Annotated in this window: 15 protein-coding genes; 5 read left to right on the top strand and 10 right to left on the bottom strand. The window is 29.9% G+C overall.

Annotated elements, in window-relative coordinates:
* Positions 1-8: 8 nt before the first annotated feature.
* From C661_RS0118890 to C661_RS22970, 4 genes are all read right to left on the bottom strand, one after another.
* A complete protein-coding gene (locus C661_RS0118890) occupies positions 9-887 on the bottom strand; it encodes a DegV family protein (RefSeq protein WP_017416904.1) in 879 nt (292 codons plus the stop codon).
* Positions 888-951: 64 nt separating this feature from the next.
* Positions 952-1,521, bottom strand: coding sequence for a TetR/AcrR family transcriptional regulator C-terminal domain-containing protein (locus C661_RS0118885; protein ID WP_017416903.1), 570 nt, complete (start codon positions 1,519-1,521; stop codon positions 952-954).
* 305 nt (positions 1,522-1,826) lie between these two features.
* Positions 1,827-2,402, bottom strand: a complete 576-nt coding sequence (gene pduL / locus C661_RS0118880) for a phosphate propanoyltransferase (protein WP_017416902.1) — start codon at positions 2,400-2,402, stop codon at positions 1,827-1,829.
* 125 nt (positions 2,403-2,527) lie between these two features.
* Positions 2,528-4,066 carry a PAS domain-containing sensor histidine kinase gene (locus C661_RS22970; protein WP_017416901.1) on the bottom strand — a complete coding sequence of 513 codons (1,539 nt, stop codon included), beginning with the start codon at positions 4,064-4,066 and terminating at the stop codon, positions 2,528-2,530.
* A gap of 442 nt (positions 4,067-4,508) precedes the next feature.
* Here C661_RS22970 and C661_RS0118870 point away from each other — a divergent pair, with 442 nt between their 5' ends.
* Complete coding sequence (locus tag C661_RS0118870) at positions 4,509-4,865, top strand: MmcQ/YjbR family DNA-binding protein (RefSeq protein WP_017416900.1); 357 nt, start codon at positions 4,509-4,511, stop codon at positions 4,863-4,865.
* Positions 4,866-5,142: 277 nt separating this feature from the next.
* Here the strand turns inward: C661_RS0118870 and C661_RS0118865 are convergent, their stop codons facing one another.
* Entirely contained in the window at positions 5,143-6,918 is a 1,776-nt protein-coding gene (locus C661_RS0118865) for an aminopeptidase P family protein (RefSeq protein WP_017416899.1), read from the bottom strand.
* Positions 6,919-7,433: 515 nt separating this feature from the next.
* Here C661_RS0118865 and C661_RS0118860 point away from each other — a divergent pair.
* Positions 7,434-7,997 (top strand): accessory gene regulator B family protein, encoded by a 564-nt coding sequence (locus C661_RS0118860; RefSeq protein ID WP_017416898.1) that lies wholly within the window; start codon positions 7,434-7,436, stop codon positions 7,995-7,997.
* Positions 7,998-8,031: 34 nt separating this feature from the next.
* Entirely contained in the window at positions 8,032-8,178 is a 147-nt protein-coding gene (locus C661_RS23400) for a hypothetical protein (RefSeq protein WP_017416897.1), read from the top strand.
* On the opposite strand, the gene C661_RS0118850 is transcribed toward C661_RS23400, so the two are convergent.
* A complete protein-coding gene (locus tag C661_RS0118850; RefSeq protein WP_017416896.1) occupies positions 8,175-9,449 on the bottom strand; it encodes a sensor histidine kinase in 1,275 nt (424 codons plus the stop codon). The two genes, C661_RS23400 and C661_RS0118850, sit on opposite strands and share 4 nt — an antisense overlap.
* Entirely contained in the window at positions 9,436-10,200 is a 765-nt protein-coding gene (locus tag C661_RS0118845; protein ID WP_017416895.1) for a LytR/AlgR family response regulator transcription factor, read from the bottom strand. Before C661_RS0118845 ends, C661_RS0118850 begins: the two co-directional genes overlap by 14 nt.
* Positions 10,201-10,462: 262 nt before the next feature.
* Here C661_RS0118845 and C661_RS0118840 point away from each other — a divergent pair, with 262 nt between their 5' ends.
* A complete protein-coding gene (locus C661_RS0118840; protein ID WP_017416894.1) occupies positions 10,463-10,648 on the top strand; it encodes a hypothetical protein in 186 nt (61 codons plus the stop codon).
* Between the two features lie 319 nt (positions 10,649-10,967).
* On the opposite strand, the gene C661_RS0118835 is transcribed toward C661_RS0118840, so the two are convergent.
* The 3 genes from C661_RS0118835 to C661_RS0118825 form a co-directional block, all read right to left on the bottom strand.
* Complete coding sequence (locus tag C661_RS0118835) at positions 10,968-11,306, bottom strand: arsenate reductase family protein (protein WP_017416893.1); 339 nt, start codon at positions 11,304-11,306, stop codon at positions 10,968-10,970.
* Positions 11,307-11,633: 327 nt separating this feature from the next.
* Positions 11,634-13,109, bottom strand: a complete 1,476-nt coding sequence (locus C661_RS0118830) for a protein adenylyltransferase SelO (RefSeq protein ID WP_017416892.1) — start codon at positions 13,107-13,109, stop codon at positions 11,634-11,636.
* A gap of 699 nt (positions 13,110-13,808) precedes the next feature.
* Positions 13,809-14,987, bottom strand: a complete 1,179-nt coding sequence (locus tag C661_RS0118825; protein WP_157785711.1) for an HD-GYP domain-containing protein — start codon at positions 14,985-14,987, stop codon at positions 13,809-13,811.
* Positions 14,988-15,606: 619 nt separating this feature from the next.
* Here C661_RS0118825 and C661_RS22965 point away from each other — a divergent pair.
* Positions 15,607-16,713 (top strand): DUF4397 domain-containing protein, encoded by a 1,107-nt coding sequence (locus C661_RS22965; protein ID WP_017416890.1) that lies wholly within the window; start codon positions 15,607-15,609, stop codon positions 16,711-16,713.
* Positions 16,714-16,819: the final 106 nt, after the last annotated feature.

Raw genomic sequence — 16,819 nt, 5'->3', positions numbered from 1 at the left:
CAAAGCCTCTAATTATCTTGACGCTTTCCTATAAAGGTCACTGCTAACATTCCAGCACCAGTATGAGTTCCAATAATCGGTCCAATATTACTTATTAAAACTTCCTTCGCTAAGCCTTCGTTTAAAATCAAACCCTTTAAACAAATAGCATCTTCCTCACAATCAGCATGTCCCACTATAATATTTTGGCAATTTGTATCTATACCATCATCCTTTAATTTTTGTATTAAGTATTGATAACTTTTCTTTTTACCCCTAACCTTGGCTATAGTAACCAATTTTCCTTCTCTATTTACACTTAATATAGGTTTTAAGTTTAAAATACTTCCAACAGAAGCTTGTACAGCATTAATTCTTCCTCCACGTTTTAAGTGCTCTAGGTCATCAACCGCAAACCAATGACACACTTGGAAACGCATATCTTCTACCCACTGAATCAATTCTTCTAGAGTAGATTCCTGCTGTTTTTTTAATGCAGCTAGATAAACTAGAAGACCCTCCCCTATGGAAGCACTTAAAGAATCTACGCTTAGGATTTTCCTATCCGGGAACTCCTCTTCTAATTCATTTATCACTAATCTAGAGGCATTATAGGTTCCACTCAACCCAGATGAAAATGAAATATATAGAATATCTTTTCCCTGATTTAAAATACCACTAAAAACAGATCTATAGGTATTATAGTTAATCTGTGAAGTGGTAGACATCTTACCAACTCTTAAGTAATTATAAAAATCATGAAAACTCATATTTCTTTCATCAGGATGATGACTATAGCTCTTATCATCTATAATAAACTCCATAGGTAAAACAATGACACCTAAGCTTTTTATAATATCTACTGGTAAATCACATGTTGCATCTGTAACAATTATATAATCCTGCACTATAATTCCCTCCTAAATATAAGGAAATTATATCATCTATTTGCTTTAATCGTATATACACAAATTATTGATTTTGTGAAAATCTCTCTAATGCGCCTCTCATTGTTCCTTGAATAGTAAGACTTGTCATATTTGTTATTTCTGTAGGTCTTGGTGTGAAATCTGCTTGAATCCAATGTGTCATCACACCTAACAAAGACACCGTATAATAATGTGCTATAAAATCCTTTTCTTTCTCCTTAACTTCTAAATCTATTGCCATTCCATAAACTATGTTTTTAACTACACGAAAAACACTTTTATACATAAAATCTTCAAGATATTGTCGCCCTAAAGACTTGAACACGCACAAAGTCATCTTTTTATTTGATTCAATATAGTGAAATAAATATAATAACTCATTAGTCCATGTTTCATATGTACTATTTATTTCTAACTGCTTCATGGTTTCTTCATGATAAAACCAATCCAACAATTCAAAAATATCCTTAAAATGATAATAAAATGTGCGTCTATTCATTTGACATAAATCTGCAATTTCTTGAATTTTAATCTTCTCAAAGGGCTTTTCGCTCATAAGTTGTTTTAACGCTTCTGCCAACTTCTTTTTTGTACTATTGTTCTCCTTATTCATTCACTCACCTTTTGGATATAATCTTTATCCCCTTACTTTCTAAATAAATTAATATTCTAATTATTATTCAACATAATGAAATTCATATAACTTATATATTATCATTAGACTTTAAAAATTTGAATACTATTTAATTGCCCTTATTAAATAATTAAATACCTTTTCGTCATATCCTTAAGGCAAGAAAATTTTGTAAAACATAAATAAAAAAATATAATCATATTCCACTAAGTTACATCTAAAATAAAAAAATTGAGGATACCTATGTAATAGGTATCCTCAATTTTATCTTCAAGCATTATGTTCTATTTTATTAATTCTACTACTGCTCCATTTTTAAGTCCTGCAGCATTACCTTCTTCTATGTCCACGTGCATTTCAAGAGCATAATCCTTATTAACTCTTACTAATACATTCTCAAATATTAATCCTCTTTTACCTTCAACTCTAACACTAACCTCTTCTTTATCTACAACTCCGAAGTTTTCAGCGTCAGAAGTATGCATGTGTATATGTCTTGCAGCTGCAATAATACCTTTTTCTATTACAACTTCACCCTTTGGTCCAACAATTTTTGCTCCTGGACTATCTATTAGATCACCGGAATCTCTAACTGGTGGAATTACTCCTAATACAAAACCATCTGCTAAAGAAACCTCAACTTGTGTCTCTTTTCTAACTGGTCCTAGTATTCTTACGCCTTTTAAAGTTCCTTTTACACCCACAACATCTACTTTTTCTTCTGCAGCATATTGACCTGGTTGAGATAAGTCTTTGAATTTCTTTAATTCATAACCCTCTCCAAATAAAATATCTAAATGCTCTTGACTTAAGTGAATGTGTTTGTTTGATAACCCTACTGGTACCATTTTCTTTTCCATTATAGATTTCCTCCCTTGGTTTAATTTCACATATATTATAATCCCTTTATCAAAGTAAATCAAATCCCTAAGTTTATTATTATAAATATTTTATATATTATGTGCAAAAAAACAATGAATTCTAATCAAAAATAGATATCTGAAAACTCTACTGCAGTAACATCTGTCACCCGATTATCTAATAATTCACTTCTTTCTATTTCCTCTTTCTCTTCTAATTTTTTTTCATGGGGAATTGTTATAGTAAAGGTAGTACCTTTCCCTATACTGCTCTTAACCTTTATAGTTCCATCTAGTGCTATTACAAAGTTTTTCACTAGAGATAACCCTATCCCAATACCTTCTGCCTTACGTGATAGTGAGCTATCAACTTGACCGAATCTCTCAAAAATTAGATCTATTTTATCTTTTGGTATACCAATTCCAGTGTCCTTAACTTCAATTTTTATATTTTTTTTAACAAATTTAAGACAAACATCTATAGTTTTTCCTTTTGGAGTAAACTTAATGGCATTTGAAAGTAAATTTAATAATATTCTCTCATATTTTTCAGCATCTAATGCTGTTACCTTGCTTGCCAAGGAATAATTAAAGAATAATTTAATTTCCTTTTGTTTAGCATACAACTGTACAGACTCCACTATAGATCCAGTAAGAGCAACTATATCTAAATTTCTTTTATAAACCTTTATAGTTCCAGCGTTAACACGAGTAATATCTAAAAGGTTGTTTACTAGTCTTAGCTGCCTTAAATTATTCTGTTTTATAATATCTACGTATCTAGTCGCCTTCTCTGAAAGCTCATTTGAGCAAATATAAGTCATAGCTTGTATTGCTGCACTTATCACATTTAAAGGTGTCCTAAATTCGTGAGAAATTATTGAAAGAAACTCATCTTTCATTTCTAAAGCCTTTTCTAAAGCTCTCTTTTGCTCTTCTATAACCCTTGACTGTTCTTCTATCTTCTTCCTATGCAAAACTTGCTCAGTTATATCTGTAGTCATTTCAATACAGTATTTTAGCTTACCGTCTTCATGTATTGGTGTTAGGGTGCTTTTCCAATAGGTTACACCCCTATTAAATCTATCATACATATATTCATCAATATTATAAGTTTCCCCAGTATCAATAATTTTTTGCCATATCTTTTCTGATGCACTTCCTGTAAACCCAGTAACAAACTCACTAACAGGTTTTCCAAGGCAGTTTTCTCTTTTATTATAAGGTTCATCAAAAAAGTTTAAAAACTTCTCATTAGCCTTAAGCAAAATTACATCTGGTAAAGTAAAAATACCAATACCAAAATGATTATCCTCAGCCAATTTATCAGCAAAGATAAACTTATCATCTAGACTAGAATTACATTTTTCTCTTATAATATAAGTCTTTTTATCCCTAACTTCTAATAGTTGTATCTTAATAAACTTAACTTCAGAAGATTTATTGAAAAAAAAATAATTCACATTTTTCTCTAATTGTTCTAAATTACTCTTTGGACCAACTCTTAATTTTCTAATTAGTTCTTCAAAACTATTTCCTAAAAACTCTTTAATTGAATATTGTGTAGCTTCTATAAAACTTTCACTTATCTCCACAACTTTTCCGTTATACACTTCAATATACCATTGTGATTTTAGATCACCTAAAAAGGCTACTTCATTCATAAGGATATCCCCCACCCGCAGTATAATTCGAATTTACATTTTACCCCATACCATTTTATCACATTTTTCTACATTTTTCCTATACAGTAACTATAATAATTTAACATAACCACTGAAAATACATAAAAACTGTTCACATAATTAAAATAGTTTATTTATTAAACATAATATGAAAGCAAGTTATTTATAATAAAAGCTAATTAAACTACACTTTTTTAACTTTAATTTAAATAAATAACCTTAAGCCCTAATTATATTTGGTAAATAGAACTTTAAACACTCTCTATTGATTTATGATAGTTCTATAAAATATATGTAAGTTTAATTAACTTTTTACTATTTCTAAAAGTTACGTGATTAAAACTTATTATTTCAGTTATTATTTATATTAGAACTGTTATATAATTTTATATATAAAATATCTTCCGGGTGGTGTCGATAAATGAATGTAGAAACATTAAAAAAATATTGTGATTCAAAAAAATCCTCAACCAATGATTTTCCTTTTGATAATGAAACTCTTGTTTATAGAATTGGTTCTAAAATCTTTGCCTTAATTAGATTAAACAGTAACCCCTTACAAGTAAACTTAAAGTGTGACCCCTATATGGCTCAATGTTTAAGGTTTGATTATCCTTCAATTACTCCTGGCTATCATATGAATAAAAAGTATTGGAATACACTAAACATTGATGGCTCTTTATCAGATGAATTCATTGAACACCTTATAGATATCTCCTATGATGTTGTATTTAATAGCTTAGCAAAAAGGCTACAAAAGGAAATACTTGAGACATAAAATTTAGATTTCTCTTATCCCTGAAGAAACTGCACTCTTGTTTAATTTATTCTAAAAACTTTATTTAAAATTATTTTACTCCTCCTAAATATACTCTAAAATTACTAATATCCAGGTATGTTAGTCTACTAAGCAAAAAAAATCAAGTAGGCACAAATTTAATATTTATGCCTTCTTGATCCTATGATTCTTGTATTTCATTAAGTCTTTGCTCTCTTCTAAGTTTAAGACTATCTCCAAGTATAACCAAACTAGTACGCAAAAACACTACAATAAACTATAGCTTTTCAGTTTCCTTTAAGAGCCACTTTTTGCATGTTTCATCCAAATATGGAGAAAGGGTTTTAAATACTTTTTCATGATAATTATTTAACCATTCTTTCTCAAACTCGGTAAGCATTTCAGGAAGTATTGCACTTCTATCGATTGGTACATAACATAACTCTTCAAAGCGCATGAATTGGCCAAACTCCGTTTTTTCATCCTCTACAACTACCACAGTATTCTCTGTTCTGACACCGTGTCTTCCTTCCTTATAAACCCCTGGTTCTATGGTTATCATCATCCCTTTTTCCAACTTAATGTTGTTGGGAACCTGGCTAAAACGTTGAGGTTGTTCATGGACATTAGAAAAAAATCCTATGCCATGACCTGTGCCACATTTATAATCAATACCATATTCCCACAGTGGTCTTCTAGCTAGTATATCTAAATTTGATCCTGTAGCACCATATAGGAACTTTATTGTGGAAAGGGCTATAACTGATTTCAGTACTAATGTAAAGTCTCTTCTTTCTTCATCAGTTAGCTTTCCTAAGGATACGGTTCTCGTAATATCAGTAGTTCCATTAAAGTATTGTCCACCAGAATCTAAGAGGAAGAACCCTTCTTCTTTTAAATATCTAGGTATTTCTTCATTGTAAGGATTATAGTGCATCATTGCTGCATTTTCTTTATAGGCTGCTATACTATCAAAGCTTGGTCCCATAGATAGTGGCTGATTTCTTCTAAACTCTTCAGCTTTTTTTACTACATCAATTTCGGTTATATTTTCGACATTATCTCTAATCCACCTGAAAAGTTGAACTAATGCAACTCCATCCTTTATATATGCATCTTTAATATTTTGCACTTCCACATCATTCTTTATAGCTTTCATCATAGTTGTTAAGTTAGGGTGATGAATCTTTTTAACGTTTTTGTTTATACTCTCAACCAAGCTATAATTAACCATATCATAATCTAGTATAACTACTGAAGTATCCTCTAATTCCTTGAGAGAACTATAAATCTCATCATAATCTTTAACAAAAACATTACTCTGCATTAATTCTCTTTCCACACTGCTGTTTACTTTGTTTTTATTGATAAATAGAAAAGTTTCTCTTTCCCCAACAAGACAGTATGCTGTTGCAAAAGGATTGTTTGGCACATCATTCCCTCTAATATTTAAAAGCCAACAAATGTCATCTAATGAAGAAACCAAATAATAATTTGCTCCACTTTTACTCATTTTTTCTCTTACTTGAGAAACCTTTTCATTTCTACTTTTACCGCAATATTTTGTGTGGTGAAGGAATATTTCATCAGCTGGGATCTCTGGTCTATCTGTCCATATTGGACTTATTAAATCTAAATCACTATTTATTCTTATTCCTTTACTCCATAAATCCTTCTCCATCTTCTCAGCAAAAGATGTTGAAAATACCATTCCATCAAATCCTACAATATTATTTTCTTTTAGCTCACTTTGTAACCACTGTGTATAGCTAGGAACTCCAATTTCTGCTGCTCTAAACAACTCTATGCCAGTACCTTTAAGTTGCTTTTCTGCTTGAATATAATATCTTCCATCTGTCCATAATCCTGCTTTTTCTTTTGTAAATACTGCAGTCCCAGCTGACCCAGTAAACCCACTTATCCATGCTCTGCATTTAAAATGTTCACCAACGTATTCACTTAAATGAGGGTCTTGACTTGGTACAATATAAGCATCCACATTATTCTGCACCATTAATTCTCTTAGCTTTGATATCCTTTCCTTAATCTCCATATCCCATGTCCTCCTTAAAACTAATTGATTTTATTTTAGTTGTGTAGTTATACTTTCTAAGCTAAAACAGTAACTTCTATTACCTTACGTTTTGCTTTTCATAACTATATTGTATTTTTTCTTCTTCATGAATATCATATCACAAATTACCTTATAATTCATATGCGAAAAATATTTTTCACCAAAACCACATTTGATTTATAATGATTGTTACTACATAGAATGAAATAAAGAAACTACACAAACAATAAGTCTGCTTTTTCATTCTCTCTCATATAAGCTGCTTTTAATTTATTGATTATTGTAGAAATACTGTTGCAACTTATATATTTTAAAATTATTTATTTTCCTCTAAGGTGTATTTATTTTCATTAGATAGTTTCTTTAAACTTTTAGAAATGTAAGCTTAAACTGTAATAAATATAATTTCCGAATCATATCATTACATAAACAAATCCTTTTTACCAAATGTAATGATAGTTTAAATTATTTTCACTTTTAGGGGTGTATGAGATATGGTGGATAAATTAGCTACACAACTGACCTCCTTTATTTGTACCGAAACCTACAATAATGCAAAAGACCGTGGAAGAATACAATATGGCCTAAGTATACTTCTAGGCGAGGGATTTAAAATTATTTTTTTAGTGCTATTTTTTAATATAATCCATAGGGAAAAGTTATTCTTTTTTTCCTTGCTAGTATTAATGTCTACAAGAGTATTTGCTGGAGGAATCCATCTAAAAGGTGCCTTAAATTGTTTACTTTTAACTACTGCAATGTTTATTTTCACCAGCATGATAGCTCCTTTAATACCACAACTCCCAAGGACATACTACCTTTTTGCTGGTATAGCTAGCTTTTTAATAGTTTCATTGAAAGCTCCAATGTGTAGTGTACGAAGACCAATAAAAGATAAGAAAAAAAAGCTGCAATATAAGATTATAGCAGCTTCATCTATAGCTATATGGACCATTATCCTATTGTCTTTAAAAAACACTGCTTATGTTAACTGCGGCTTCAGTACTATATTGCTGCAAAGCGTTCAACTTGTACTGATAAAAAAGCCGAAGCTATAACCAAATAATTAATTTATTCTATAAGGAGGGTATTATGAAAAATTTATTTAACAGTTTTAAAGGGAAAAATATGTTGTGTACACTTTGTCTTACAGTAACTGCCTTGGTGTTTCCTTGGTATGGATCTTTTCTTTTCCTTGGAGAGCCTGAAATTCCAGAATGTTTAAAGGATGAATTTTAGGTAGCCTCTGATAACTTTATGCTGAAAATTGTATAGTTATTTTCAAAGGATAGTTGAACTCTACCACCATAGGACTCAACTATTCTTTTCACATTATAAAGACCATATCCTCGATTTTCTCCTATTTTTGTAGTATATCCTGCATCAAAAATTTTTGAAATATCATTAAACTCTATCCTTTCCCCAGTATTACCCATTTCTATAATGCAGTTTTCCTCAAGATATCCAATATTTAAAAATATTTTTCTTTTATCACTTTTCGAATTTGTAACAGCATCAAAAGCATTATCTAAAAGATTATTAAGAATCTCTGAAAGCTCATAATCTCTATAAGGAAACTTTAAATTCTTTTGAATACTATATCTAAACTCAATATTATTCTTCGAAGCTTCATTTATTTTATTATAGATTACAGCTGTTACTACTGTATTATCTATCTGCAACACCTTTTCAATATTTTCTAAGGAAATATTGAGACAATCTATATACTGGGTAATAGTACTCTTTAAATTCTTTTCATCTGAAACTAAAACAAGGCTATAAACTGTATTTAAATGATTCTTAAAATCATGTTGTCTTACTCTTACATCTTCTAAAAGCTTAGCTATTACAGGAGAATATTTTTCATAATCTTCTAATGACTTTTTTAATTCATTATTTTTCATTTGATATTCAAGAAAGAATAAATTTGCCAGAATAAATACTATAGGAATTACAAGGTATATTGAAATATCATCTAAAAACTCATACCTTTTAAAATTCCATATCCACTTTGCAGTAATTATATACATAAGTAGATTTATAGAGAAAAAGTATATTTTAAAACTTCCCTGTCTAAATAATATAATTAGCTTTCCGTAAGTCATATACCTGGAAATAAAAAAGCTTAAAATCATACATATTATGTTTGCTACAAGTAAATATATAAAATCATCCTTCACCATAAATGCTGGAATACATATCCTAAGAAGTATTATTACAGTAAGTTGCATTATTCCAAAAATCGCTAAAACCAATCCAAACTCAAGCAATAAGTACTTCATTATTTTTTTAAACACCAAATTAATCGCTAGAAATAAGAATAAGTAATTAACTAAAAATTGCATAGGAGGATAAATATAATTTGTAATTAAAACTACTAATGAAGTGCAAAAAACAATGGCGATACTCTTTAACACCGTCTTTTCATAGTCTCTATTAAACATATTCCAAAGTAACATAAAACTACCTACTTCTAAAAGTACTACAATGAATATCTTATAATTGCTCATTTATCTCCCCACCTACAGGATCACTAAATCTATCCAATATATTTTTTTTAAAGCTGTACCCCAATAATGCAGTCTTATCAGTGTTATTAAAGTAAATTATATAAGAAGTTTTATCATTAGTCTTTTCAATTTTGCTGATATATCTTATATTAACTAAATAAGATCTGTGACTCTGAAGTATATCCTCACAGTCTATCATAGCGTTTAATTTTTTAAGAGATAAATAATCTATGGTAAATGAACCATTAATAGTGTGAATTATGGAAGTTCTAATAAAAACCTCCACAAAAATAACTTCATTAACAAATATTTTCACTTGTATGTTTTTTATAGGTACAATAATAAATTTTTTCTTAATTTCTGTAACAGCAATTTGCTGCCTATTGTCTGACAACAGTCGCTTTGTTAAGTTTTGAATATTTTCCTTATTGTAAGGCTTTAAAATATAATCATAGCAGTGAACTTTCTTAAAGGCCGAAAGCATATATTCTTTATAAATTGTTACAAAAACTATCCAAGTTAGCCCATAGCTATCCATTCTTCTTATTTCATAGGCAAAATTAAGACCAGATTCATTTTTTAAGTTAATATCTATAAAAAAAAGATTAATCTTTACTTGCTTGGATATTTTAATTGCCTCAGCAATATCATTGGCTTCATATACTTGGTAACTTCTATCACATTGTTTTATAATACCTGATAGGGTTTTCAACTGAATACAATCGTCTTCTAAAATTAATATATTGTACATAAAGTTATCATGCCCCTTTACCAAAATTTGTATTTAATTACTTATTCTATATTTATTTCAAAACACCTCCTTTAAATTAAATAATTTGATTAATCAAATTAAATAATTGCATAAAATTAATGACATATTTTAGGTGTTTTATGCTCCATTAAATATATTTTCAAAATTATATGCTACAATTAAACTATAGACCTATATAATTTTTAAGTTTTTATAAAAGTGGGCAGATTGCACCTATAAATATAAAAAGGAGTGTGGTCTTGTGAATTTGAATTTTATTATTGTTATTCTATGTATTACAATGTTAGGAATTGTTGCTATGCTACTGGGCTTTTGCTATAAGCAGGAACTAATGAAAGGCTTGTTTCAATCAAAAACAACTTTAAAAGGTGATGAGGTTTCTTCTGAAATTACATTAAACCTTGATAAAAAAAAATACAATAGATAACTCTGCCAAGTTATCCATTGCATTAAAACACAATATTTCTAATATCATAAGCAAATTACTCAATCTGCAATCTGCCCACTTCTTTATTATAACACAAAATATGGAAATGAATCAATAGATTTTTAATTATTTTTACAATATATAACAAGTAACCAAATTTAAAGAACTACCTAAGAAATTACTTAAGTAGTTCTTTTTAATATTCACTTCCTTAGTAAAAGGTTATTTTATTCATCTTCAAAACTTATACAGGAAACCTATATTGGTTTCCTGTATAAGTTTAATCCTTAATTTGACTCCCTATAGAGAAATCTTAGTGCTATTCCCATGCCTTCCAAAGCTCTGGCTCATAGCCCACAGTAGCTTGTTTTCCATTTCTCACTACTGGGGTGTTTAAAAGAAGTGGATTATTAAGTAATATTTCTCCTTTGATCTCTAAACTTCTAATATAGCTTAAGTTTAATTTTTCATATAACTTTGATTTGCTATTAATTAATTTTTCTAGTCCAACTGAAGTTATAACGCTTTGCAGTTCTCCCTTACTTAATCCCTTTATATTCAAATCAATCAATTGATATTTTATTTTTCTTTCTTTAAAATATCGCTCTGCTTTTTTTGTGTCAAAACACTTTTTTGTTCCGAAAATTTGAATATTCACTAATTGCACCTCCTTTCACCTGAAATGTTTATTTTTTATTATATTTTTATATTATACCTGAGTATTCATAATTGAAAAAGTCTATACAACCCTTCTACATATCTTTCTTTAATTGAATCTCCATTTAAACCTCATTTTATATAACTAAAACCTATGGGAAGTTATAAACTAATTATCCTATTAATTAAATATTTTTAGGATTACTTTATACAAATTGACAATGATAATTAAATAATTTTAACAATAAAAAAGGGCCTAAGCCCTTTTTATCACTGTGATTTAAAATTGTTCATTAACTTTTTTTCTTTTATATTTTGTTTTTATTAATTAAGTACCGCAAAAGGTTCTATAAGGGCGCTTTGAAATCTCAGGCAATGTGCAATACTCTATTTGTTTTGTTGAATGATCATAAGGCTTAGAAATAACCTTTAGGAGTCTTTCCATCACAGTATAATCTCCCTTTATCACTGCTGCCTCCAGAGCTTCTTCTACCCTATGATTACGGGGAATCACTGCTGGATTGCTATTTCTCATTAACTCATAGAAAGATTCTTCTGAGTGTTCTTGTCTTGTAAGTCTTGCCTTCCACAATTCATGCCACTTAGAAAACTCCGAAGTACCAAACAATGTAACATCTTGAAAATTGCCTAATGTTAATCCCCTGAAAGTATTTGTATAATCTGCACCATACTTTTTCATTATGTTTAGTAGGTCCTCAATTAAAGCTTTATCTTGCAATTCCTCATTAAAGATTCCCAGTTTTGCTCTCATTCCAGTAATCCAGTGTGAATGGTATAATTCAGCAAATTCTGAAACTGCATCTTGAGCTATTTTCAGTGCTTCTTCTTGATTATGATGTAATAGTGGTAATAAGGTTTCAGCAAACCTAGCAAGATTCCATCCCGCCATTGCTGGTTGATTTCCATATGCATAACGTCCTTGAGCATCGATGGAACTAAAAACAGTTGCTGGATCATAGGTATCCATAAAAGCACAAGGTCCATAGTCAATAGTCTCACCACTTATTGCCATATTGTCAGTATTCATTACCCCATGAATAAATCCTACTAGTTGCCATTTTGCAATAAGCTTAGCTTGCCCTTTGACAACCTTCTTCAATAAAGAAACATATGGATTTTCACTAGATTTAGCCTCAGGAAAATGTCTATCCAAAGTGTAATCAGCAAGCGCTTTAAGTTCTTCAACAGTACACCACCTTGAAGCATACTGGAAAGTACCAACTCTAAGATGACTAGCAGCTACCCTTGTCATTATTGCACCAGGTAGCTCTGTTTCACGTATTATAGTTTCTCCTGTTGTCACCACTGCCAAACTACGAGTAGTTGGAATTCCAAGAGCATCCATAGCTTCACTGATTATATACTCTCTTAGCATAGGCCCAAGAGCAGCCTTACCATCACCACCCCTGGAGTAAGGAGTTCTACCTGATCCCTTCAACTGAATATCAAACCTTTGATTTTCGGGTGTAATTTGCTCTCCAAGTAGCATTGCTCTTCCATCACCCAACATAGTAAAATACCCAAATTGATGACCAGCATAAGCTTGTGCTAGTGGTAGCGCCCCTTCTGGCATCTGGTTTCCAGAAAGCATAGCTATACCGTCACTACTTCGCAGCATATCTACACTTAATCCTAAAGATGCCGCTAAGGAGTCATTAATTATTACCATTTTTGGTGATGGAACGGGGTTTGGATCAACAATAGTAAAAAATTTCTCAGGTAATCGAGCATAACTATTATCTAGGTTCCACCCTATTTCTTTTATACCTTTTCCTTCTACCATAATATCTCCCTTCTTGACCTTATATTTTTTATTTACTCACTTTTTTCTCTTACATGTAAATTAAAGTTCTGCCTTAATAAATAATTTTTATTAATACATATTATCTATTTGTTTAATTACAGTTATTTAACTATTTAAAACCTAAACTTATCCAGTTAATTGTAATACTTTTTTCTAACGAAATATATCTATTTTAGTGTCTGCTGAGATATTTTTATTATACCTTTCTAAAAAGTTATTGTTACTTTAATATTTCATTTTAATTGGCGTAAACCTCTACTTCTTGAAAATAGATTATAATATTTAACCATTATTTTATAATTACTTAACCCAATCAAAACTTGTATCAGTAAATCAAAGTGATTTATGAATATAATGTAAACTTTCATTTTTTTATATTTTCTACTTGATATTAATAATCATTACTGTATAATAATAAATATAGACCCCTTGATGATAAAGTCTTTAACAACATTACCCCCTTTTGATTTTTAGAGTAGATACTTTTTAGTTTCTACTCTTTTTTCATTGAAAAATCCTCCCCGACAATGTCAAGGAGGACTAAGTATCTAAGTTATTCATCATATAGGGAATCAGAGTTAAAACTTAACTTATACATTATTCATCCCCTGGTTTCCTTAAGAGTCTCAGGATATGAATAAGTAAAAATTCCATCAAGGAACCTTATAACAGTAAAGTTTATTTTCTATAAGTATCTATAATTCTGCCATCTTTAAGTTCTATTATAGGCTTGTTTGGATAATTAATAAAGTTTGTAAATCCTAATATTTCTCCCCTTGTATTAATTGATATTCTTATAGGTTTTCCTATTTTATACAAATTTGATCTATACATAAATACCTTTAAAATATTATTATCAAAAAAACCTTCCTTATTATCTAAAAGCATACTAATAGTTTCATAGGATATTTTCCCACTATTAGCAAAGTATCCCCCAACAGAGTCATCATACTCAACAGCAATTTTAAGTATTTTACCAAATAAACTTATCTGGTCACCCTGCTTTCCATTGGGAACTCCTCCACCACAATAATGTTCATGGTGATCATAAATACCATAAAAAATTGATTTTTGTTTACAATAATCTGATTCTCCTAAAATATCTAAAGAAGCCTTGATATGTTCAATTTGCAGTTGTGCTTCTTCACCATTATTTATATAATTTTGAAATACTTTATTATCATACTTTAAAAATCCTATATTGCAAAACAAAGCAGCAATGCCTAGTTGAACAAGTTCCTCTTCTGTTAGTTCTAAGGTGGCCCCTATTAGAAAAGAAATACCTAAGGTATTTATACTGTGCATCAAAAGTAAATCATCATACTCTTTAATTCTATTTATAAATGAAAGTAAAACCTTATCACTGTGTATCTTTTCTAATAATTTTTCCTTAGCACTTTCTACCCTAATCTTAAGTGTATTTCCCTCTAAGTAAGATTCCATGTTATTCCACAAAGGCATAGATATTAATAATGTAGTTAAAATTGACTCTTTATTATCAAATTTAATATCTTTACTCATATATTCTTCTAGACTTATAGATGAATAAAAAGATTTATTTGACTCAATAACAATTTCCTTCAATTTATTCAGAAAGTCTTTACTTATGAATGTTTTACTATTAATAAAATCAGTAAATTTTTCTCTTGTATCTGTTGTTAATACCCTTAAGTTATTATTCATATGTAATCTCATCTTACTAATCAATAAAGGTGTTAACATAGTATATCTATTTACTAAAAGCAATCCATCTTCTCTGTAAATAGGATGTAAAACAATATCTCCACTAACTAATTCATTAACGTGCTTAATCTCATAATTAGCTATATTTTCTTGCATCTCTTTATATTCCTCCATAACTACACCCCACTTTTTCATTATAAATTTCCTTTAGATAGCTTGTCATAACTAACTTATCCCATATTATGTTTGACCTTAATATGATGGACCTATTACTAACACTGTTAGTTTTAAGCTTCTTACATAAATTATCGTTAATGTAGCTTACTACTTAAATTTCTTTTATGTTTTAAAACACAGCATATTTTGAAGCATACGCTATTTCTACTTAGACCTCTTCAAAAATAAGTAAACCAGTATGCTTGTCTATTTTGTATTCTACTGCGCTAACTGGCCCCTTAGATATCTCTGGTATCTAAGGAACCTGTTCCTTTGTCAGCACAAGCTTGCTTGTGAACTCAAAATATTATTCACATCTTTGACTTATTATTTATTTTCAGATGCCTTATATAGGTATTTTATTAGGCTTAGTTGTATTTAAATAATAAACCTTTTATCTTCATCCAAATCCATGTTTTATTTCCTTTTACTAACTAAGATAATCTCAGATGCCCATGGTGATTTAATCTTTTTTCTATAGTAAAACAGAAAATTCTTGTTTTTTGCTTAAATACAGTAACTCTTTCAAATAAAACTTAATATTATAAATTGTAAATATTATGAAAGGATACTTAAAATGTATAATAACCCAATAGAAAAACAACATTATCAATATTACCGTTCTGATAATATGAATAACAATAACACTATTAATGGCATGAATAATAATAACAATAATAACAACGGTACTTCCATCGAAGGTACTATGTCCTATGTAAAAATCTTACACGCTTCACCTGATGCTCCTGCAGTTGATATCTATGTCGATGATAACCTAGTAGCTGAAAATCTTACTTTTACAGAGGCAACTGGTTATTTGCCTCTTCAAGCTGGAACTTATAATGTGAAGATCTATGGTACTGGCACTACTGCTTCTCCAGTTATAGACACTGATGTTGAAGTCCCCAGTGGAACAAGACTTACTATTGCAGCAATTGGCAGCATGGATGATCTCAGATTACTACCTATACCAGAAGATATAACTCCTTCAACAGGTCAAGGTGCCTTTGTAAGAGTAGTTCACTTATCTCCAGACGCACCCGCTGTAGATGTAACACTCCAAAATGGTGCTGTGCTCTTCCAAGACGTAGAATTTGGTGAAGTTACGAATTACGCTAATATCCCAAGAGGAGTTTATACATTACAAATAAGACCTACAGGAAGTACCTCTGTGGTAATGACTATCTCCAATGTTGAAATTATGCCTAACTTTTACTATACAGTTTATGTCCTTGGCAATTTAGAAGGTGATCCTTCTTTACAAGTTTATGCAACAGTAAACAGAACTCCTGGAATTCTAACTACTAACTTTGATGAAGAGTATTATCCACTAGAATATGAAATCACCACTCCTACCACTACTGCAATGTATAGATCTCCTAAGAATATAGATGAAGTTATGGATGATTTTCGCGACAAACATGAAGCGATTTATTCCGACCTTGAAAAATTTGGTCTTCATAGAAGAGTAGCTGAATATCTAGTTCGAGTAATTCTTGATTATGTGCAAAAAAATCATAATAGGTACAAAGGTACTCTTAGAAAACGTGCTAATATGGCTGGAAGAGATCTTAGTCTTCTTTATCCTTGGATATTTGAAATTATGTCTTCCTTACAAATTCCAAACAAAAAAATTGTTGATACAACTATTGTAATAGTATCCTTTGGTTTTAATAATGAATAAATAAAAAAAGGAGTTACGCCTAACGCACAAGTACGCATTGGGAGTAATTCCTTTTTTGTTGTTATGGTATTTTATAAACACTGAGATAAACTAATTTAAACCACAA

This window comes from Clostridium tunisiense TJ (assembly GCF_000300195.1).
Lineage (GTDB): Bacteria > Bacillota > Clostridia > Clostridiales > Clostridiaceae > Clostridium_J > Clostridium_J tunisiense.
This window is presented reverse-complemented; position numbering and strand designations above follow the sequence as displayed.